Origin of the sequence: Chitinophaga barathri, from assembly GCF_003807585.1 — a bacterium.
Taxonomy (GTDB): Bacteria; Bacteroidota; Bacteroidia; order Chitinophagales; family Chitinophagaceae; genus Chitinophaga; species Chitinophaga barathri.
Genome location: NZ_RMBX01000003.1, coordinates 411868 through 433135, shown reverse-complemented (window position 1 = coordinate 433135; position 21268 = coordinate 411868). Strand labels below are relative to the sequence as shown.

The following is a 21268-nucleotide window of genomic DNA, read 5'->3' as shown; positions in this document are numbered from 1 at the left end:
GTTTGAAAGGGAAGGAGTAGTATAGTGGATTAGTAGGGAATGTCAGCAGGATGTCAGTAGGCCGGCTTAGTTCGTGCAGCAAATCCGTCAACCGGGTGGATTGGGCCAACATTCTCGTCCCGCTCCCCAAATCAGCGGGAAATCAATAAATTGGAAAGCATCAACTACCTGTGCTATGCTTAACCGAAGAACCCACATCAAACTGCGGCAGTTGGGCATGATAGTGGTCACCTGGCTGGTTATCGGGTTCCTGATAGCGGTGTACGACTATCTTGTGTTGCATACCGGCAATTCCGCCGGCCCGGCAGCGGACTATTCCTTTATGAAAGCCGTTATTGTCAGCATGATGGCGGGCCTGATCGGCGCGCTGCTCGGCGGCAGCATCCTCGTGTTTTATGTGCATGAAAAGTTCCAGGACAAGTCCTACGGGTATACCATTCTCGTGGTGACCATCGGGTTTTTGCTGGTGATCGGCGTTATTACCATTATCCTGAGCGCCGTGGCCAGCCCGGACAAAGCCCGGATGTTCAAAAGCGCGGTGGTATGGGGCGTGGTGGTGGCCGTTACGCAACTGCTGCTGCAGATCAACAGTAAATTCGGGCCCGGCGTGTTCTGGAACATCGTCCGCGGCCGTTACAATACCCCGCGGGAAGAACGCCGCATCTTTATGTTCCTCGACCTGAACTCTTCCACCACCATTGCGGAGAAGCTGGGGGATAAAAAATATCACGCTTTCCTGAAAGACCTGTTCACCGATATCACCAATCCCATCCTGGACAACCGGGGGGAGATCTACCAGTACGTGGGCGACGAAGTGATCGTCGCCTGGAAGTATGAAGAAGGGGTGGAGAACAGCCAATGCATCCAGTGTTTTTTTGACATCAAACTGCGGCTGGAGGGCATGCGGGAAAAGTACCTGGCCCGTTATGGCGTGATGCCGGTATTTAAGGCGGGCATTCACTCCGGCAAAGTAGTGGCGGGTGAGGTAGGTATTATCAAAAGAGATATTACCTATTCCGGCGATGTGCTGAATACCACTTCGCGTATACAGGGCCTGTGTAAGGAATATAATGCGGAGGTGATCGCTTCCGGCGACCTGATGGCGGAGCTGCGGATCAACGGGCATTTTGAGGCGCGGACGCTGGGCAGCATCAAACTGCGGGGTAAAGAAAAAGAAATGCTGCTGGTGGCGCTGCGGCCGTCCGCCCTGGCGTGATTGCCGGAAATCCTTTATTTTCGGGCCTATGGATACCGCGCGGATGTTCGACAAAATACTGGCACATGTGGCAAAACATATCAGCCTTACGCAGGAGGAGCAACAGCTGTTCACCAGCCTGCTGAAGCCCAGGAAACTATTACGCCGCCAGTTCCTGGTACAGGCCGGGGATATATGCCGCTACGAAAGTTTTATCGTGTCCGGCTGCCTGCGCTCCTACATTACGGACGCCGACGGCCAGGAACATGTGCTGCATTTTGCCATCGAAGACTGGTGGATCTCTGACTTCGGCAGCTTCCTTCATCATACCCCCTCACAAACGAACATAGAAGCCCTTGAACCGGTGGAAACGCTCCAGCTGGACCTTGCGTCCCTCGAACGGCTTTACCGCGAAATACCCGCCTTTGAGCGCTTTTTCAGGATACTGCACCAGAACGCGTACCTCGCGCAGAACGAACGTATCCTCAGCGGCATCAGCCGTACGGCCATGGAGCGGTACGAAGCCTTCCTGAAACGTTATCCTGCTATCGCGGCGAGGGTGCCGCAGAAACATCTCGCTTCCTACCTCGGCATGACGCCCGTGTTCATGAGCCAGCTCCGCAAAAAACGGATGGAAAGGTAAAACGGGCGGGAAATTAAACCAGTTTAACGCCGTTTCTTCAACTGCCTGAACTTCCGGCAGCGCAGCCCGCGATAATTTTGTGGTATAAAATTCAGCATCATGAAAATCACAAACATCGCCATTACACCCGATCCGTATAAACCTTACCGTCTCGCACAGGGCTACCGCGCCGGCGACCTGCTGTTTATTTCAGGGCAGACTGCCATAGATGGCAGCGGGCAGCTGGCCGGGATCGGCAACTTCGATATCCAGGCGGAAAAAACATTCGAGAACCTTCAAAAGGTACTGGAAGCCGGCGGCTCCAGCCTGAAGAACGTCATCAAGGTGACGATCTTTTTGCGCAGCATGGAGAATTTCAACAAAATAGTGGAGCTGCGCGGCAGATATTTCACCGCGCCGTACCCGGCGGACACGATCGTGGAAGTGTCTTCCCTGTATTCCCCCGATGCCCTGATCGAAATAGAAGCAATTGCGGTAGCTGACGAAGCAGCAGAGCGATAGGCTGTATCCGGGCTGGGGAGCGGTAATAAGAAACGTAAAGCCCTGCCCGGTTTGAGGGCAGGGCTTTGTCATAGCGGGCCTTATTATTTATTGCAGCACTTCAATACCTTCCATCATGTCCAGCCGGGCTACCAGTCCCCAGCCATAGAAGCTATTGGCGATGCCTACCAGGATTTCGTTTTCGCCCTGTATCAGCGGAAGGTCAAAACGTGCGTTTTCCAGGGAAAGGCGGCCAAGGGGCTGTTTACCGGCCGGTGTGCTAAAGATGTTTTTATCTGTGTACAAAGGGCGGCCGTTGAGATAGATCCATATTTCGTCGCTGAAGCCCAGGTCTACGTGGCGGATCTGCGCCTGCGGGGATTTCAGTTTCACCTTCAGCCATACCAGCCGGCGGCTGGCGCTTTTGCCATACAGCCGCGTGATGTTCACCAGTCCCAGGCGTTCCGCCGCTATGGGCGTCCATGTTTCCTTCAGTTCCGGCGCTTTGGCATCAAATGGTTCCTGGCCCACGGGAAGGTCTTTTGGTTGGGTGATCTGCCATTTGCGGAGATAACGCGGATCGTTGTACACAGGGTCTGGTTCCGGCTCGGGGTTGAGGCCGTCCACCTGGTCCGGCCTGATCACGAGATTGGCGATCTTGCCTGCGCCGTCAAATGCCAGGCCCCCTGAGCGGGTATTGCCCTGCAGCTGCGGCACATGGATGGCGGGATGTTCCATATCGTTCACATAAGCGATCATCCGCGCGCCGGATATTACCAGTTTGATGTGGTTCCATTCGTTCTTTTTGCAGGCGGCGGGGCCCTGGTAGCCCGGCAGCAGGTCCCAAAGGTTTACCCCGTCTATAAAAGGAGCGTATTGTACGGCCTGCATGGCATTGGCCACGCCTTCAACGTGCATGCGGAGGTAAAAACATTCCAGTTCGAGCGTGTCTTTGCGGCGGAAATAAAGACCGGCGAAAAAGGGGCCGTCCGGGGCCCAGTCAAACTCAATGGTACCACTGGTGAAAGTAAGATCTTTTACCACGACCGGATCGGATTGCGTGAGCAGCTGGATGGCCGGTTTGGCTTTAAATTCCGTAAAAGTAGCCGTGCCGGGTTTCACTTCCCAGCGCTCGGGCGTCATGGGAATTCGCACTTCGGCGGGTGTTTTTTTCTGGGCTTGTAAAGAAAGGGCGGAAGGAAAGAGGGCCAGTGCGAGCATAACTTTTTTCATATCGATATTTTTTTAAACTTTGAATGCGGACGGAAACGACCAGGCCAAAGGTTGAAAGATTGAAGAAGGGTGGCATTCCAAACCCGTTTCAACTTCGTGCAACTTCATACACGGAGATAATAAATTGAATATCAATGAAAAACAATAGTGATGCGCTTTACCTGGCAGCCTGTTGCGCGGCGATAGAAGATAAGTTGGGCTGGGGCGCCGGTGCCATATGGTCGAACCAGGACTTTGAAAACCTCTCCGAAACCATCCTCGAAGCCACCGGTGTGACGCTCAGCAGCACCACGCTCAAACGCATCTGGGGGAGGGTGAAATATGACAGCGCGCCTACCGTCACCACGCTCAATACGTTGGTGCAATACCTGGGGTTTGAACATTGGAGGGCATTCAGGCAACATGAAGAGAAGAAGGGCGGTTTGAAAGACCGGGAGAATGATACGGTCGGAGTTTCCCTGGAGGAAAATGAACCCGCTGCCGGAAGTGCTATGAATATTCCCGCAATGAACGCACGGGTGCCGAAGGGCAGGTATGTATGGGCTGTGCTCGGCCTCGGCGCGGTGGGTATCATCGCTATTCTCGGGTTTAACTCCATCCGCAATAAAAAGGCGGTAGCGGTGGCCGATGAGCCGTCCGCGGAAGTATATCAATTCTCCAGCCGTAAGACCGTGACAGAAGGCGTTCCGAATTCAGTGATCTTTGATTACGACGCATCCGCCGCCCCGGACGATTCCATCTTTATCCAGCAGAACTGGGACCCCACCAAACGGTTCAGGGTATCCAGGTCTCAGCACAAGGCGACGTCCGTGTATTATTATCCGGGCAACTACAATGCCCGGCTGGTGGTGAACGGCACAGTAGTAAAAAAACACCGCCTCCTGATCACCACCAAAGGCTGGCTGCCGATGATCGAGCAACCGGAAGTGCCGGTGTATTTCGATGAAAAAGAAACCCGGAACGGGAATGAGATGGGCATCAGCGAAGCGCAGATCAAAGAAAAAAATATTCCCATGCAGCCGGAGGCGCCCTGGGTAAGGTATAGCAAGGTAGGCGGCTGGGATTCCCTGGGTGTTAAGAACTTTTCGTTTGAAGCCGAAGTGGTGAACGATTACGGCGAAGGCTCAGCCGTATGCCGCCATACAGAGATAAATATCCTCTGCGAGGGCAGCGCCATCACCATCCCGCTGGCGGGGGTAGGCTGCGTGTCCGATCTGAACATGCTGATGGTGGACCGCTTTGTTTCCGGCAAAGAACACGACCTGTCCGGCCTGGGCACCGATCTTTCCCGCTGGACAAAAGTAAGCTGCGATGCGAAAGACGGGCTGGTGACCATACGGGTGGACAACCGGCCGGCATACCAGGCTACGGTGGCGGAAGATATGGAGATCGTGGGCGTCACGTTCCGGTTCAAGGGAACGGGGCGGGTGCGGAATGTGAAGTTGGGAAAATAGGAAAAGAGAATTATTTTAGGCCCATCGTTAACCGGAGTAATGGCAAAAATGTAACCCATATTCCCTAAACCTATTGTATGAAGTTTATTGTATTGTTTTCGGCCATGACGTGCATGGCGGCTTTGAGTTTTGCGCAAACCAACACTTTCCCACCAAACGGAGCCATGGGCCTCGGCACACTAACGCCTACCACTAAACTGACGATTGACGCCGGTGGTATTCGTGATGGTATCCTGATAATGGGTGATGCTGTCGGTGCTTATTCAGATGTCCAATTTAAAGTTAAGTCAACCAACGGCTTCGCTACCTATACGCCTGTGCAATGGAATATTTCCCACAGGAACGATGGTTTCTTTTCCGGTACTGCAGGTTCTTCCACACTGGAGTTTTACAGCATATTGCAGGGAACAGGGTATTTAGCTCCGCTGGTGTTTAAGAACACCGGGGATGTACTGCTGGCTTCCCCGCGCAATACCATCAAAAGCGGCAATGTAGGCATCGGCACTGTTAATACCTCGCTGTACAAACTGGCCGTGGAAGGCACCATCGGCGCCCGTAAAGTAGTGGTGACGCAGGCTTCCTGGGCGGATTATGTATTTGAAAAAGATTACCGCCTGCCCACCATGCAGGAACTGGAACAGTTTATCAGCAAGCACAAACACCTGCCAGGCGTGCCTTCCGCTGAAGAAATAGAACAGAACGGCATCGACCTTGGGGATATGCAGAAGATACACATGGAGAAGATCGAGGAGCTTACTTTGTATATGATAGCACTGAAAAAAGAAAACGAACTGCTGAAAAAGAAGCTGGAGAAGATCGAACAAATGCTGGAAGGGAAGCAATAATAGATTTGTATATTTAAGGATAATTCCAACGTCTATGAACAAGCGCCAGGCCTTTGTTTGCGGCTTTATCATTTCCTGCGTGATAGTCCTCTCCCGGTGCATCGGCACCGGCCCCGAAAAAAAAGAAACGGACTTACGCGGGGAACAATATGCCAGCCAGGCCTCCTGCGCGACCTGTCATAAGACGGTGTATGACGCTTATCTCAACACAGCCCACCACAACACATCCGCAGAAGCAAACGCGCAAACCGTCATGGGCAGCTTTACAGCGCCCGGCAACATCTATCATTATACGGACGATAAGACCGTAGTAATGGAGAAACGGGACAGCGGGCTCTACCAGTCCGGCTACGATAAAGATACATTGCGGGAAACACATCGTTTTGATATTGCCATCGGCTCCGGTAAAAAGGCGCAGACGTTTTTGTACTGGAACGATGGTAAGTTTTTCCAGCTGCCGGTATCCTATCTTGTCGGGGCACATCAATGGGCAAACAGCCCGGGTTTCCCGCCCACCCATCCCAAGTTTGACAGGGTGATACCCAGCGCCTGTTTCGGCTGTCATACCTCGTCGGTAGGCATCAAAGAAGCGGAGATCAAAGGCTTGCAGGTAACGGAAACCTTTCATAAAAACCAGACGGTGTACGGTATAGACTGCCAGCGCTGCCATGGCCCCGCCGCCGCGCATGTGGATTATCATACGGAGCATCCCCGGGAAAAACAGGCGAGGCATATCACGCGCATCAGGGCCCTGGCAAACCAGCAGCGGCTGGACCAGTGCGCATTGTGCCATTCCGGGTTGAGTACGGCGCAGCAATCTGTATTTGATTTTAAACCGGGAGACGACCTCACGGATTATTTTTTACCTGAAATAGGCACACCTGCCAAAGCCACTTCGCTGGACGTTCACGGGAATCAATACCAGCTGTTCACCGCCAGCAAATGTTTTATACAAAGCAGGGAGATGAACTGCTCCAATTGTCATAATCCGCATACCCGTGAAACAGGTAATATGCAGATGTTCTCACAGCGTTGTATGAACTGTCACCAGGCGGGCGGCGCAAACTTCTGCACGCTGAAAACCCTTCCCGTGGCCACGCTTTCGCAGAACTGCGTCGATTGCCACATGCCGGCGCTCCCCAGCAATGCCATCACCTTACTGACGAACGGCGCCGCCAATCCCACGCCCGATTCCATCCGTACTCACCTGATCACGATCTACCCGGAAGAAACGGAGCGGATCATCAGTATGCTGAAAAAACAATAAGACAAAAACTACCGGGAAAACAGCAAGGAGCTTCGGTTGGTTAATAACAAGACCGGCTGTAAATAAGAAGTTCTATGCCCGTGAAGAAACACAGGCATAGAACAGGGTTTACAATGGATTCACACTATGAAGATCATTTGGCGAGGGCCGCCGCAGCGGTTTCAATTACCTCGGTGGTGGCTTTGGGCTGGCTCATAAACACCAGGTGACTGGCTTTTATCTCGGTAACCGTAGCGCCGATACGTTTGGCCATAAAACGCTGCCCGTCCGGGTGGATCGTTTCATCCTGCGTGGCTACCACATACCAGCTCTTTTTTGATTTCCAGGCGGGGTTGGCGATCACGGCGCCAAATACGGTAGCTGATACAGGCACCTGGGAGTCCGCCAGGAAGGCGGCTTTGTCCTTCGGGAGATCTCCGCAGAAACCAGCGTGGTACTTGGCTTTGTCGTACCAGATGTAACCATCCTTGTCCGGGGGCAGGAAGCCTGATTTGGGAGTGGGAGGCGCGGCTTCCAGGAGCTTGAGCAGCGGTTCGTTCGCATCGGGCGCAAAAGCGGAGATGTACACGAGGCCGGCCACGCGCGGGTGATTGCCGGCTTCGGTGATGATGGCGCCGCCATAGGAGTGGCCTACCAGCACTACGGGTTCCGTGATTTTGTCCAGCACACGGTTTACAGCTGCCACATCATCCGGCAGGCCGGTGTTGGGATTGCCCACCACGTGTACTTTGTAACCTTTTTTGGAGAGGATCTGGTATACAGCCTCCCAGCCGGAGCCGTCGGCAAATGCGCCGTGTACCAGCACGATGTCTTTGAGGTGGCTTTGGCCCATGGCAAGGCCGGTTTGCAGGACGAGAAGAAGCAGCACGGCGAGGCATCTGGAGATCAGCGCGCTGTTCCGGAAAAGGGTTCTTTTTTTCATTGTGATGAATTTTTTCAGGCCGTAGCCGGGTGAATGACAAAGCTAGGTTGCTTGCCATGGGGCATCAATATCCGGATCGTGTGTAATGATGGTGAAATGGGGTTATCAATAAAAAAGTTGGGAAATACACTTGCCAATAAAGTTAGTGGTATGTATTTGTGCCAATAAAACTATTGGCAATTCAACAATGAGAGACTGATGGAGGATATAATTTCAACCAGGGCATTCTACGCGAAAGAAAATAACGATATTTCGGCATAGAATACCTGGCCTCACAACAACCCCTGCTGCGCCGCCATTTTGATCAGCGCCGCCACATTTTTTACTTCAAACTTCTGTAACAGGTTCCGCCGGTGCGTTTCCACCGTGAGCGGGCTCAGGGACAGCTCTTCCGCAATGCCGGCCGTGGTTTTGCCATCGGAGATCAGGTGCAGTATTTCCTTTTCCCGGCGGGTGAGCTGCGGCAGCTGTTTCAGTTCGCTTACGCCCGGCCGCGCGATGATCTCTTTTACTTCCCGGCTGAACGTTACCTGACCGCTAAGCGCCTCGTTGATGCAGTTCATCAGTTCCTCGCCGGAAGCGTTTTTCAGCAGGTAACCGCTGGCGCCGTTTTGCAGCATCTGCATAATGATGCTGCGCTCGCTGTGGTTGCTGAGCGCCAGCACACAGGTGGAAGGGGAGAGCTGTTTGATCTCCTTGCAGAGGTCCAGGCCGTTCGCGTCAGGCAGGGTGATATCGAGCAATACAATGTCCACCCGGTTCGATCTTAAAAAACCAAGAAAACCGTTGCCCGAAGTAAAGCTCCCCGCAATGCGGATCACTTCTTTATTTTCGAGCAGCTTCTGCAGGCCCTCAATAACCACCGGGTGATCGTCCACGATGGCGAGCGTAATTTTATCATTCTCCAACATTCAGTTCAATATTTATAGTGGTGCCTTCGTTTTCAGCGGATACAATTTCCATGTTCCCATGAAGATAATCCACGCGTCTTTTTACATTCCCCAGCCCGATGCCTTTGGCCTGTGATACCAGTGACGTGTCAAAACCTTTGCCGTTGTCTTCGATGGTCACCAGGAAAGTGCCGCTGTTCTGACTGCATTGCACGAGTATATGAGTGGCCTGTGCGTGGCGGATGGCATTAGAGAGCAGCTCCTGCACGATGCGGTAAATGGTCACCTGCGTGTCCTGCGGAATATCGTCTTCGATGCCGAACGACTGGAAATCTATTTTGACCGCTTCGCTCATCATGGAGCCGCAAAGGTCTTTCAGCGCAATGTCCAGCCCGAACTTCAGGAGCGCTTCGGGCATCATGTTCCGCGCTATGCGGCGCAGTTCGCTAATGGAGGAGTCCAGCTGGCCGATCACTTTATGCAGCTCGGAACCGTTGCCGGCGGTGGAAGTGCTCAGGCCCGTGAGGTTCATCTTTACCCCTGCCAGCATGCCGCCAAGGCCGTCGTGCAGGTCCCCGGCCACTCTCCGGCGCTCGCGTTCCTCGCCCTGCAGCATGGCCTGGCTGAAATGGATCTGCTGCTGCTGTTCTATTTCCTTGAGCTGCTGGCGGTGATTGAGCCGCTGCTGCTCGGAGAGTTTTTTATTGTTGCGGTAAAACAGGTAGGAGAATGCGGCTACCACCAGCAGGAGCATACTGGCCGTGCCCAGCAGCCAATTGATCAGGCGGTTGTTTTTGGCGGAGAGCGCGGCCCTTTCCCGTTCTATTTTCAGCGCGGCGATCTCCTTTTGTTTTTCCTGTGAATTGAATTTGATCTCCAGCGCATGGATGTCGTTGGTGAGTTTGCTTTCATTCACGCTGTCGCTGAGCTGGCTGTAACGTTTCAGCCAGCTGTAGGCCAGTGGCATATTGCCCAGGCCCGCGTTGGTTTCGGCGAGGCCGTTGAACACCTGCAGCCGGTTGGTGATCGTGCCCATCATTTCAGGCTGCTCTGCCAGGTAGATGAGCACCTGCCGGGCATTTGTATAATCGTTCTGGTTGTAATGCGTGTAAAATTTCTGTAACAGCAGGCGCTGTTCCTCGTAACGTTTGTTGTACTCTTTGGCGAGTGCGACACCTTTGTCTATACTCGCCAGCGACTTTTTGAAGTCCTTTGTTTCATCGTAATACATGCTTTCGGCGGTGTAATAATCGATGTACATTTCTTTGGCCGGGTAGTCTTTCAGGAGTTTCCAGGCGCTGTCCAGCATCGTTCTGGCTTCGGGGTATTTTTTGTCCAGCACATAGTTTTCCGCGCCGGTGTTGTACGCCACGATCAGGTCGCCTATAGCCTGGTTTGGCCGGAACACGTTGATGGACTGCAATATGTAACCTGTGGCTTTGCTGTATTGCATGGTGTTTTTGAACACGAGGGAAAGGTCCAGGTAGTTTTTACCCACGGCCATACTGTCCCCGGCCTGTTGGGCCAGGGGGATGGCTTTGTGGATAAGGATATCGGCAAAGCCTTCTTCATCGCCGGAGGCCTGCCTGAGTATACCGATGTTCCGCCATGATTTGGAACGGAAGCTGATGGATTCTTTGGTGTTGATCCTGCTGAGCAGGCTGTCTGCCTTCAGAAAAGAGGCTTCGCTTTTTACGGGGTCCGATGCGCCATAGAACAGTACGCCGCCGTAATAATAGGAAAGGGCATGGAGTAAAGGATAAGCCGCGCCGGTTTTGCGCCCCTGGTCCAGGTGCTGGCGGGCCTGTGCGGGATCGCGGAAAACATAAAAGTATGAAAGAAGCAGGTGGGCGGCCGCCTTGCTGCTGTCCGATGAGGATTGCCGCGTGATGAGCAGGAGACTGTCTGCATACCTGCTGCTCTTCTGGGCCTGCGCACTGCCCCACAGGGAAGCACATACGACGAAGCAGGCCAGGCATATAGTTCGTTTCATAAGGGCAAATAAACAATAAATGTTCAATAATAGTTTCCGGTACGGCGAATATACCGGAAAACCGGTAGATGAAATTCCACGTTTGGCGGTATTGATGGAAGCTGTGGTCGCGGATACCTTTGCAATAGTAAATAGTCCTAACTATCCCCACCTGGTTGCAGAGAAATTAATCCTAAACATACATCGATGAAGCACCTTTTACTTAAAAGGAAACGCCTTGCCGGCCTTTTCACCATTTTTGCGACTGTTACATTGTTAACCTCATCCTGTAAAGACAATCCGGCCGATCCCAGGGCCGGATGGCCCAAAGAAGTGAACATCGAATTCAGGGTAAAAACGCCGACGGCGGCGATGATAAAAGCCGACATTATATACAACAACGCAACAGGCGGGAGAACCACGCTGGAGGACGCCACCCTGCCTTTCAGCGTGAAGTTCAAACGAACAGTCAATCTCCGGGATGATATCGCAATTTCAGGATATGCAGACGTGGGAGGAACGATGGAGCTGGAAATACGCGTAGATGATAAGGTTGTAAGCAGCCAGACCTTCCAGGGAACTACTTTGGTTACAGGCGCTACCGCATATGTTTTTCAGTAAACGGAAACCCCAATCCACAGTAAAAACAGAATGCCTTGATCTCTTCAAGGCATTTTTTTTATGACATTTCTGCATGGTTAACGGGTATTTTTCCGGTAAAATGCCCGGGATTGTATGAAAAAAAGGGGACGTAGGTTCAAGGCCGGTTAGAGGTAGGTTAGAGGCCGGTTAGACCGGGTTTTTACCTAGGTTAGACGTAGGTTAGAGGCCGGTTAGACTTTTTTCTCTCATTACAGGCGATTTAAGGGGTTGAAATTTTGCGGATGCACCTCGCGCTTATTTTGGGCAAAAGAGGCGGATTAATAGCCTTATTTTTTGGTTTAAATGGCATTGTCATTCCGCTCATCCATCCATATTGCCGATCATCAGTCAGGTGTATGTTTTATAGTACTATGTAATAAATAGTACTATGTTTCGGATTATATTGTGGCGAATTAATCCGTCATTCTCATGAAGAAGTATTTATTTCCCGTTTTTCTGTCGGTCATCTCCGCCGGAAGTTTATCAGCGCAGGACAATAATCAGCAGCTCACCGCGCTTATCCTCGAAAAGGACAGCCTCTTCTGGCAATCCTACAATACCTGCGATATCAAAACTTTCACCGGCTTTTTCTCAGACAGCGTGGAGTTCTACCACGACAAAGGCGGCATCACCCTCGGCCTGGACGCCCTGGCAAAATCCATGACAGACGGCCTCTGCAAACAACCGGATGAATACAGGCTGAGGCGGGAAGCCGTACCCGGTACGGTAACAGTATTCCCGATGTCCGGGTCCAATGTCATATACGGCGCCATCATCAGCGGGGAGCATTATTTTTATGTCAAACAAAAAGACAAACCCGAGTTCCGCGACGGCTGGGCAAAGTTCACACACCTCTGGCTGAAACAGGATGGCGTATGGAAAATGACCCGCGTACTCAGTTATGATCACAAACCGGCACCCTACCTGAGCGCCCGCAAAATCATCACCCTGCCGCAGGAAACGCTCAAAACATATGCGGGCAAATATAAAGGCGCACAAACCGGCACATCAGTGATAGAGGCAGGGCAGGGCGTGCTACTGATGACTTCCAATGGCAAGCAGTTCACCTTGTACCCGGAAAAAGAAGGCTCGTTTTTTATGAAAGAGCGGGACCTGGTTTTTGAGTTCACCAAAGACGGCAAACTGCTCGTAATGGAAAAAGGGAAGCTGGCGGAAGAGCTGGTGAAGGAATAACCCCGTCCGCTAGCGAACGGGAATATGTCCGGTTATGAACAATCACGAACCTCATAAATATTTGAACCCGCCACCACGGCGGGTTCCTTTTTATGGCAATTAATTTGCTGCATACGGGCATGCTTAAAAATTACTTCAAAACCGCATGGAGGAGCTTAACCCGTAACAAGGTGTATACGCTCATCAATGTGACCGGCCTTACGGCGGGAGTAGCCTGTTGTATCCTGATCGCCCTGTATGTGAAAGGAGAATTGTCGTATGACGGGTATCATGAGCATAAAAATGAGATCTACCGCGTGCTGCAGGCTTACCGCCAGCCTGCCCCGGAAGGTAAACCCCTGCCGCCGCCCAAACCGGCCGAATACCAGGTATGGGGCAACGCACCTGTCGGGCCCGCGCTGATGCAGGAATTTCCGCAGATCAAAAAACTGGCGCAGTTCACCAGTCCCCTCACTTTGTTGTTACAGCACCAGGGTTACCGTTTCCAGGAAAACAATATCCCTTTCGCGGATTCCATCTTACTGCAGATCTTTTCCTGGAAGATGTTGTACGGCAACCGGGAAACGGCGCTGGAAGCACCTTTCAGCATCGTACTCACGCAGAGTACCGCCAGGAAATATTTTGGGGACACAAACCCTGTAGGGCAGGAGCTGAAGGTGGAAAACAAATTCACCTTTAACGTTACCGGCGTGATCGAAGACGTGCCGGAAAACTCCCACTTCAATTTCAACGGCCTGATGTCCATGAGTACATTCAGGGGCTTCGGGGGGCCGGAAGTGTTTTCCAACTGGGGTTATGTCGATTTTTATACTTATTTCCTCGTGGATAAAGGAACGGACATTGCTGCCATGCAGGCCAGGACCGCATCTTTTGTAAAACGTAAGGCGCCCAATGAACCAGGCTACAGCATTATGTTCGAACCGATGGCCGACGCATACCTGCATTCCGGAGCCATGCGCCAGCCGGGTGTAACCGGCAGCCTTTCCAACGTGTATATTTTCTCCGTGATCGGGATATTTATATTGCTTATTGCCTGTATCAACTTCATGAACCTTTCCACTGCCCGTTCGATGGAGCGCGCAAAGGAAGTGGGGGTACGGAAAGCGATCGGTGCAAACCAGAAAGGGCTGGTGTTCCAGTTCCTGACGGAATCTGTGCTGATCTCCGTGGTGGCGGTGCTGGCGGGCATAACCCTGGCTGTACTGTTCCTGCCGGTGGTGCGGAATGTGTCCGGCAAAGCAATGGGGCTGTCCATGCTGTTTACGCCCGGTATGACAGCGGCGCTTTTCCTGCTGCCTTTGCTGCTGGGTATGCTGGCGGGAAGTTATCCCGCATGGGCGCTGGCGCGGTTCAAACCTGTGGAAGTGCTCAGGGGCCGTTTTAAGCCTTCGGGCAGGGGCATCGTTTTGCGGAAAGGATTGGTGATAGCACAGTTCAGCTTGTCTGTGGCGCTTATCGCCGGTACGGCCATCGTGTATTCGCAACTGAAACACATGCGTTCGCGCGATCTTGGATTTAACCAGGACCAGGTGCTCGTAATAGATTTCGGTGGGGATGAAGTGATGCAGACAAAGATAAAATCCACCAAAGCCGCGCTGAAAGAAAACCCCGCGGTGATCTCCGTTACAGCGTCACGCGCGGTGCCGGGTGACTTTTTCCCGAACGCCGGCACACAAATAGAATCAAAAGAGGGTGCGATGAAATCTTTCAGCCCTTCACTATATGAAGTGGATGTGGACTTCATCCCTGCATACAATATCAAAATGGCCGCCGGCAGGGCTTATTCCCGCGATTATGCTTCGGACCCGGAGGAAGCGATGGTGATCAACGAAGCCGCCGCCCGTGAATTGGGGTATGCGAACCCTGAAGAAGTGATCGGCAAAAAGTTCGACCAGTGGGGACGGAAAGGGAAAGTAGTGGGCGTGGTCACTGATTTTAACTACGAATCCTTACATAAAAAGGTAGTGCCGCTGGCTATGCGGCTGGCGCCGCGTGAAAGCCTGAATAAATTGTCCGTGCACATCAAAAGCAATAATGTGCGCCGGACCGTGAGCGAAATCGAAAAAATATGGGGCACCCTGGCGCCGCACAGGCCTTTTATCTACAACTTCCTGGACCAGTCGTTTAACATGCAGTACTAGGAAGACAACCGTTTTGGTAAAATATTCGGCGCCTTTGCCGGGCTCACGATCCTCATTGCCTGCCTGGGCCTGTTTGGCCTGGCAACATACGCGGCGGGACAGCGCCAGAAAGAGATCGGTATCCGCAAAGTGCTGGGCGGCTCTGTTACGAGCATTGTACGCCTGCTGTCTTCGGACTTCGTGAAACTGGTACTCATTTCCGTGCTGATCGCCACGCCGCTGGCATGGTGGGGTATGAACCGCTGGCTGAACGGCTTCCCGTATCACATCAGCATCCAGTGGTGGATGTTTGCACTGGCGGGACTGCTGGCGGTGTTCATCGCATTGCTGACCGTGAGCGCCCAGGCTATAAAGGCCGCGCTGGCGGACCCGGTGAAAGTCCTGAAAGCAGATTAGCAGAAAAGAGAAAATATTGAAATCCCCGGGTGAATGAACGCCCGGGGATTTTTTTATGCAGGACAGCCCGGGGAATTTATTTGTCCCAGTCGTTAGTAAAAACATGGACTTTGGTGTAAGGGCTTTGCGTCAGCGTTTATTTTTTAGCCGCCGCCGTCACCAGGAAGGCGATGATCAGCACAAAACTGTATTCGATGCCGCCGCTGCCATGTTCGCCGGTAAACCAGCCCTTTTCAGCATGGATCAGGATGATGCCGCCGATGAGCATCAGGATAAAACCCGCTGAAATGATCCTGGTGAAATACCCCAGCAGCAGCAACACGCCGCCGGTCACCTCAAATACCGTAATACCCCATACCAGGGCCATGCCCTGCGGCAGTCCTTTGTTCTCAAGGTAGCCGGCAAACCGGGGGATGGTGCCATTGCTTACTCTCACGATGGAGTGGGCGAGAAAGATGCCCGCCAGGCATACGCGCAAGAGCACCAGCGATTGTGCCTGCGACAGGAAAGGGAATGGTCTGGTCATGTTTGGTGCTTCTCACACGAATGTAGACCATCCCCGCAGGCCCGTCAATACCGGTAAACTGGTATTTAGCGTAAACCCACCCACCATTGTGTGAACTGCTGGCCGGGGTCATCCAGGTTCACCTGTTCGCCGATAAAGGGCGTTACCAGGGGGATGCCGATGGTTTTGTTCAGCTCGGATATTTTGGCCAGCGGCTCATCCCAGGGGTGATTGGCCAGCATGAACTTGGAGGAGTGTACGGGGAAGAGGCGTTTGGCTTTCAGGTCGTGGGCGGCCTGGAGGGCTTCTGCGGGCTGGGTGTGGATGTATTTCCATTTGATGTCGTACTGCCCGTTGTCTATCATCACCAGGTCGAAAGGGCCGAACTTGTTCCCGATGTCCGCAAAGTGGGTATCATAACCACTGTCACCGCCGATGTATATTTTCATGGTGGGCGTTTGCAGCACGTAAGACATCCATAGCGTGTTGTTCCGGGTGAAACCCCTGCCGGAGAAGTGCCGCGCGGGGGTGGTGTGGATGATAAATCCGCTGTCCGGCTCCAGGGTCTGGTGCCAGTCCCTTTCCGCCAGCTGGTCTTTGGTATACCCCCAATGTTCAAAATGAGCGCCCACGCCCAGGCCGCAGATCACTTTCCTGACCCGGGGCCTTAGTTTGGTGAGGGTTTCATAATCCAGGTGATCGTAATGATCATGGGAAATGAAGAGATAGTCGATATCGGGCAGGTCCGCCACGGTATAGATATCCGATCCGTTAAAAGATGTAGTGGTTCCCGGAATGGGGGAAGCATTTCCACTCAGAACGGGATCCACGAGAATACGTTTGCCATCGATCTGCATGAAGTAGGAGGAATGCCCGAACCAGACCAGCACGTCTTTGTCCGCCGGGATGTTCCGCAGGTTGGTTTTGATGGAAGGCAGGCTGTCCACCGGTCTGCGCCGGGGAGACTTTTTAAAGAGCACTTCCCAGGTCACTTCAAAAATATTGTAACCTTCCGTCAGCGAAGGGGTGAGATGGAGGTTCTGGAACTTGCCGTCTTTATAGTTAGGCGATCTTTTTATCATTTCCAGCCTTTCGCCGGACGGAGCTTTACCGAATTTGCTTTGTTTCATGTATATAAAAGTTATGACAGCGAGGAGTACGAGAAGGCCCAGTATTCCTATCAGCAGGCGTTTTAAGACTTTTAAGATTGTTTTTATCATTTGGAACAGGTTAGGGCTGTTATCTCAGTAGACGAACGGGGCGGGGGAATATTTTACGGAAGGGAAAGAAGGCATAAAAAAAGACCCGCGCGTGTGCGCAGGTCCTTTTTAAGAATTTAACTAAATCTGGACATAAGCCCCGGGCCGGAGGGCATACCCCTTCCACCTGAAATCTGTACCGTCATCATAATCCAGCTCCTGGTTATAGGCCACCGTCACGTAGGTGCCATAGGCAAAAAACGACCTTGGATCGTTGTAACTGGCCCAGCCGTCAAACCCCATGATCTCGTAGTTCACCTGGAGGTTATTGGCAAAATAGGGGATGGTGGCTTCGAAGTCTTCATAGAACCTCACCTCCACATCGGCATAATAGCCCGGCCAGCTGGTGTACTCATTCACGTAACCGAACCATATATACACGTCGGTCACTTTTTCGCTTCCTCTTGTCACCGTGGCTTTCAGCATGCCGTTAGCCATTTGGGCCACCGGTACAAGTTTGGGATGGTACAGCCTGTTGACGCTGGATTCGATGAGATTTTTTGGATTGACGGTGCAGGGGCCTGCGGAGGTGGCAAAGACCTGGCTGAATGCCAGTGTTAGCAGCAAACCTGCTAAGAAAAGGGCTTTTTTCATGTGGGTGGAATTTTAAATGATCAACAATGAGACGGGTTTGAACAAAAAAGACCCGTGCGGGCACAGGTCTTTTGAACAAAGTCAGGAAAGCGGGATATAACCACCGGGGCGAAGGGAATAGCCCCTCCATCTGAAAACCGTACCGTCGTCATAATCAAGCTCCTGGTTGTAGGCCACCATCAGGTCTGTGCCGTAAGCATACAGCGTCATTGGTTCGCTGTAGCTGTTCCAGCCGTTGAAGCCTGTGATCTGGTAATTTACTTCCAGGCCGCTGGTGGAATAGGGGATGGTGGCATTGAGGTCTTCATAGAACCTCATCTGCACATCCGCATAATAGCCTGGCCAGCTGGAGTACTCGTTGATGTAACCGAGCCATACATACACATCAATCAATTTTTCAGTACCTCTGGTTACCGTGGCTTTTAACATACCATTGGCCATTTTGGCCACGGGCACCAGCCTGGGATGATAGAGCCTGTTGACGCTGGATTCGATAAGATTTTTCGGATTGACAGGGGAGGCTACGGGCGCGGGTGTGGCAAAGGCCTGGCTGAACACCAGTGTTAGCAGTAAACCTGCTAAGAAAAGGGCTTTTTTCATGTGAGTGGAATTTTTAAATGATTAACAGTTAGACAATTGCCGGGGGCTCCGGCTTAGGGTTCTTTGGGTTGCCGTTTTTTAAGGCATTAAAAAGATAACAAGAACTTTCTGTTTATGCAAACGTTTGAATAAAAATGACCCGCGCTTAACGCGCAGGTCATTCCACCGGTTAAAAATCAATCTTTTCCAGGTTAAGCCACCTACTATGGGTTACCGTCATCTATCGGGCCTCCCACATCGCAGCTATGCGGGCAGCGGTGGCCTCTTTCAATCGCTTCATCATCATCACCCGGCTCTTTTTCATCTCCGGGGTCATCACCACCTTCTTCACCGTCCCGGGCCAGCAACCGCGTGTGTATATCGTTTCCGGCGGCATTCACCGGCACGAGGATCATACAGGCTGCGCCGTTTTCACTGCCCCAATAGATCCGTACGGATGCCGCCTGTTTTTTGTTCAGCAATACTGCGATGGCATCCCGGTTGAACAGTTCCGAGCGCGGGAGGTTCAGCGGGTTGACGGATTCGATGCTCGTGCGGAAGCTGTGTACCAGCGCGCTGGCTTCGGTAATGTCCAGTGTTTTTTCCGGGCTTACGATCAGGCTGGGAATGTCTTGCCCCCTGTTATTTGTAGCAACAGCCAGCAAAGTAGTTTTCCCATTGTTTAGCCTTCCCGCATAAATACGGACACCTGTAACACCGGGCTGCCGCAGGAGGCCAGCCAGCGTTTCGCGGCTGAACAGGACGGAGGGCGTGAGGTACAGGGTTTTGTTCGCAAGACGGGCATTGTTTGCTTCGAGTCTCGCCAGGCTGGTGCGCAGCTCCGTGGTGAAAGCATTTGCCTGTCTTCCGCTGATAATGTGTTCTTTCGCTTTCTCCGCATCAAAGGCAGGAACGTCCGCTGGCTGTTCTGATTTTTTACATTGAATTAACAGGCATAAGGCGAGGAAAATGGCTGCCGGCAGGAAATACCGCGATTTCCGCAAAAGGGATGAATGGATTTTCATAACTATGTTTTTATGGTTTAAAAAAGAATGGTTGAGATAACAATCTTCATATCATAGGCATCCATCATTGCATACAGGTCAGGGTCAACGGCTTGCTGTTATGAGGTTATTGTCTGATTCAAGTTACGTAAAATCCATCGGCCAACTGCCGCCGGTTGCCGTTTATGTAATTGCCGGTGTTACCGGAGCCGGGAAGGAGAAATTTCAGGAAACTTGGATTATATTTAAACGGTCAAATCTCATTTCAAAATTCTTACGAATATGTATCCGAAACCCAAGTTTCTGACAGTAATCTGCCTTGGAGGCGTATTTGCACTGGCCTCCTGCGGTCAAAGCGCACCTAAAAATACCACAGATGCGTCCGCCGACAGCACAGGCGCCGGCGCTCCCGTGGAAACCAAAGCGGCCAACAGCGATTATAAACCCGCATTTCCCGGTCAAACCAGGATCGGCAGCGTAAAAAGCACCACCGCTTACGAAGGCAAAGTGCTCACCAGCGATTTGAAAAATCCCTGGGGCATCACCAGCCTGCCGGACGGCCGCTTCCTGATCACCGAGAAAAAAGGCACCATGCGCATCGCCACGGTGGACGGTAAACTGAGCGATTCCATCACCGGTATTCCTAAAGTGAACTCCGCCGGCCAGGGCGGTCTGCTGGGCCTCAGGGTAGACCCTGATTTCGCGAGCAACAGGACCGTATACTGGGTATTCTCCGAAGCACTGCCTGAAGGCAACCTGACATCGGTAGCCAAAGGGAAACTTTCCGCCGACGAAAAAACGATAGAAGGCGCCACGGTAATATATCGCGCTACGCCCGCTTATAAAGGCACGCTCCACTACGGCGGCCGCATCCTGATAGACAATAACGGCAACCTGGTGGTAAGCACCGGCGAGCGCTCCGACCTGGAAACCAGGCCGCAGGCGCAGGACCTGAAGTCTGCTTTGGGCAAGATCGTACGTATTACCAAAGATGGCGCGCCCGCTGCCGGCAATCCCTTTGAAGGCAAAGCGGATGCAAGACCCGAACTTTTTTCCTACGGCCACCGCAACGTACAGGGACTGGCATTTAACCCCGCCACCGGCGATCTCTGGGAAACCGAATTCGGCCCGAGAGGCGGCGATGAGCTGAACAGGGTCGAAGCAGGGAAAAACTACGGCTGGCCCACTATTACTTATGGTATTGAGTACAGCGGCAAAAAAGTAGGAGACAGCATCCAGCAGAAAGCCGGGCTGGAACAGCCTGTGTACTACTGGGATCCGGTGTTATCTCCCAGCGGTATCACTTTCTACAGCGGCGACGCTATTCCTGAGTGGAAGAACAACCTGTTCATCTCCGGTCTCAGCAGTACGCACATCGCGCGCCTCGTGATCGAGAATAACAAAGTAGTAGGAGAGGAAAGGCTGCTGGAAGGCGAAAAAGAACGTTTCCGCGATATTACCGAAGGGAAAGACGGTGCTTTATACGCCGTAACGGATGGCGGTAAGCTGTACCGGATATTTAAGAAGTAGTTTACATTCATTTAAATAAAAAAGCCTCCAGGTCATAGGCCCGGGGGCTTTTTGTTTTCAGGTCAAATGTCCGAAATCCGTGATATTGGGATTATCGGAGAACATGGCGATGTATTTTCTTATATCTGCATTTTCAAGGTACGGGGGTAAATCAATGGTTATGTATTCTCTGCCATCTGAAAAGGAGACTAACATATAATAGATGCCGTTATCTCCGATACGATCATCATATTCGGTATGGAAGCTGCTGATATCCCGCCATCTGATCCACTTTTTTTTATAGAAAATACCTTCGGCACTGAAGATCATTCATATAGGCTTTGTGTATATTCTGTAGCCGGTAATGATGGTAGCATATAGAAGAAATGCGGAAAAGCCGAAAAGCAACCACCTGCCAAAGGTCTCTTTGATCTGTGTTGCACCAATGCCGGAAACACTACAAAAGAGAAAACTAACAACGGCGGCAAGGGTATTCTTCTCCCTGATGATAATTGGTTTTGGTGGTATAGGCAACGTATTCGCA

General features: G+C 52.1%; 21 protein-coding genes. 11 read left to right on the top strand and 10 right to left on the bottom strand.

The features are described 5' to 3' along the window. The first annotated feature begins 175 nt into the window (after window positions 1–175). From EG028_RS07610 to EG028_RS07600, 3 genes are all read left to right on the top strand, one after another. Window positions 176–1216 (top strand): adenylate/guanylate cyclase domain-containing protein, encoded by a 1041-nt coding sequence (locus tag EG028_RS07610; RefSeq protein WP_120515004.1) that lies wholly within the window; start codon window positions 176–178, stop codon window positions 1214–1216. Window positions 1217–1244: 28 nt separating this feature from the next. Continuing rightward, window positions 1245–1838, top strand: coding sequence for a Crp/Fnr family transcriptional regulator (locus EG028_RS07605; protein WP_120515003.1), 594 nt, complete (start codon window positions 1245–1247; stop codon window positions 1836–1838). Window positions 1839–1937: 99 nt separating this feature from the next. Then, window positions 1938–2339, top strand: coding sequence for a RidA family protein (locus EG028_RS07600; protein ID WP_120515002.1), 402 nt, complete (start codon window positions 1938–1940; stop codon window positions 2337–2339). Window positions 2340–2426: 87 nt separating this feature from the next. Here EG028_RS07600 and EG028_RS07595 read toward each other — a convergent pair whose 3' ends face one another. Beyond that, a complete protein-coding gene (locus EG028_RS07595) occupies window positions 2427–3551 on the bottom strand; it encodes a hypothetical protein (RefSeq protein WP_120515001.1) in 1125 nt (374 codons plus the stop codon). Between the two features lie 134 nt (window positions 3552–3685). Here EG028_RS07595 and EG028_RS07590 point away from each other — a divergent pair, with 134 nt between their 5' ends. The 3 genes from EG028_RS07590 to EG028_RS07580 all read left to right on the top strand — a co-directional run bounded on the left by EG028_RS07590 (window position 3686) and on the right by EG028_RS07580 (window position 7117). After that, a complete protein-coding gene (locus EG028_RS07590; protein ID WP_120515000.1) occupies window positions 3686–5005 on the top strand; it encodes a hypothetical protein in 1320 nt (439 codons plus the stop codon). Window positions 5006–5082: 77 nt separating this feature from the next. After that, a complete protein-coding gene (locus EG028_RS07585) occupies window positions 5083–5850 on the top strand; it encodes a hypothetical protein (protein ID WP_123864594.1) in 768 nt (255 codons plus the stop codon). 34 nt (window positions 5851–5884) lie between these two features. Further along, window positions 5885–7117, top strand: a complete 1233-nt coding sequence (locus EG028_RS07580; RefSeq protein ID WP_120514998.1) for a multiheme c-type cytochrome — start codon at window positions 5885–5887, stop codon at window positions 7115–7117. A gap of 133 nt (window positions 7118–7250) precedes the next feature. Here EG028_RS07580 and EG028_RS07575 read toward each other — a convergent pair whose 3' ends face one another. The 3 genes from EG028_RS07575 to EG028_RS07565 form a co-directional block, all read right to left on the bottom strand. After that, window positions 7251–8039, bottom strand: a complete 789-nt coding sequence (locus EG028_RS07575) for an alpha/beta fold hydrolase (protein WP_120514997.1) — start codon at window positions 8037–8039, stop codon at window positions 7251–7253. A 272-nt stretch (window positions 8040–8311) separates the two neighbouring features. Next, window positions 8312–8950 carry a response regulator transcription factor gene (locus EG028_RS07570; RefSeq protein WP_120514996.1) on the bottom strand — a complete coding sequence of 213 codons (639 nt, stop codon included), beginning with the start codon at window positions 8948–8950 and terminating at the stop codon, window positions 8312–8314. Further along, window positions 8937–10922 (bottom strand): sensor histidine kinase, encoded by a 1986-nt coding sequence (locus EG028_RS07565; RefSeq protein WP_120514995.1) that lies wholly within the window; start codon window positions 10920–10922, stop codon window positions 8937–8939. The genes EG028_RS07570 and EG028_RS07565 overlap by 14 nt, the downstream gene beginning before the upstream one ends. Window positions 10923–11108: 186 nt before the next feature. Here EG028_RS07565 and EG028_RS07560 point away from each other — a divergent pair, with 186 nt between their 5' ends. The 4 genes from EG028_RS07560 (at window position 11109) to EG028_RS27815 (ending at window position 15274) form a co-directional block, all read left to right on the top strand. After that, window positions 11109–11522 (top strand): hypothetical protein, encoded by a 414-nt coding sequence (locus EG028_RS07560; RefSeq protein ID WP_120514994.1) that lies wholly within the window; start codon window positions 11109–11111, stop codon window positions 11520–11522. A gap of 450 nt (window positions 11523–11972) precedes the next feature. Beyond that, window positions 11973–12737, top strand: a complete 765-nt coding sequence (locus EG028_RS07555) for a nuclear transport factor 2 family protein (protein ID WP_120514993.1) — start codon at window positions 11973–11975, stop codon at window positions 12735–12737. A 119-nt stretch (window positions 12738–12856) separates the two neighbouring features. Next, window positions 12857–14878: an ABC transporter permease gene (locus EG028_RS07550; protein ID WP_206614360.1), complete on the top strand. Its 2022-nt coding sequence runs from the start codon at window positions 12857–12859 to the stop codon at window positions 14876–14878. Window positions 14879–14899: 21 nt separating this feature from the next. Further along, a complete protein-coding gene (locus EG028_RS27815) occupies window positions 14900–15274 on the top strand; it encodes an ABC transporter permease (RefSeq protein ID WP_317127230.1) in 375 nt (124 codons plus the stop codon). A 136-nt stretch (window positions 15275–15410) separates the two neighbouring features. On the opposite strand, the gene EG028_RS07545 is transcribed toward EG028_RS27815, so the two are convergent. The 5 genes from EG028_RS07545 to EG028_RS07525 all read right to left on the bottom strand — a co-directional run bounded on the left by EG028_RS07545 (window position 15411) and on the right by EG028_RS07525 (window position 19236). Next, window positions 15411–15800 carry a DoxX family protein gene (locus EG028_RS07545; protein ID WP_120514992.1) on the bottom strand — a complete coding sequence of 130 codons (390 nt, stop codon included), beginning with the start codon at window positions 15798–15800 and terminating at the stop codon, window positions 15411–15413. A 65-nt stretch (window positions 15801–15865) separates the two neighbouring features. Then, on the bottom strand, window positions 15866–16909 hold the full coding sequence (locus EG028_RS07540; RefSeq protein ID WP_241559048.1) for an MBL fold metallo-hydrolase: 1044 nt from the start codon (window positions 16907–16909) through the stop codon (window positions 15866–15868). Between the two features lie 210 nt (window positions 16910–17119). Continuing rightward, window positions 17120–17632 (bottom strand): hypothetical protein, encoded by a 513-nt coding sequence (locus EG028_RS07535; RefSeq protein WP_120514991.1) that lies wholly within the window; start codon window positions 17630–17632, stop codon window positions 17120–17122. 81 nt (window positions 17633–17713) lie between these two features. After that, window positions 17714–18232 carry a hypothetical protein gene (locus tag EG028_RS07530; protein ID WP_120514990.1) on the bottom strand — a complete coding sequence of 173 codons (519 nt, stop codon included), beginning with the start codon at window positions 18230–18232 and terminating at the stop codon, window positions 17714–17716. Between the two features lie 203 nt (window positions 18233–18435). Then, complete coding sequence (locus tag EG028_RS07525) at window positions 18436–19236, bottom strand: hypothetical protein (RefSeq protein WP_120514989.1); 801 nt, start codon at window positions 19234–19236, stop codon at window positions 18436–18438. Between the two features lie 261 nt (window positions 19237–19497). On the opposite strand from EG028_RS07525, the gene EG028_RS07520 reads away from it, so the two are divergent. After that, complete coding sequence (locus EG028_RS07520; protein WP_120514988.1) at window positions 19498–20745, top strand: PQQ-dependent sugar dehydrogenase; 1248 nt, start codon at window positions 19498–19500, stop codon at window positions 20743–20745. A 57-nt stretch (window positions 20746–20802) separates the two neighbouring features. Here EG028_RS07520 and EG028_RS07515 read toward each other — a convergent pair whose 3' ends face one another. After that, on the bottom strand, window positions 20803–21054 hold the full coding sequence (locus EG028_RS07515) for a hypothetical protein (protein WP_120514987.1): 252 nt from the start codon (window positions 21052–21054) through the stop codon (window positions 20803–20805). Between the last annotated feature and the right edge of the window lie 214 nt (window positions 21055–21268).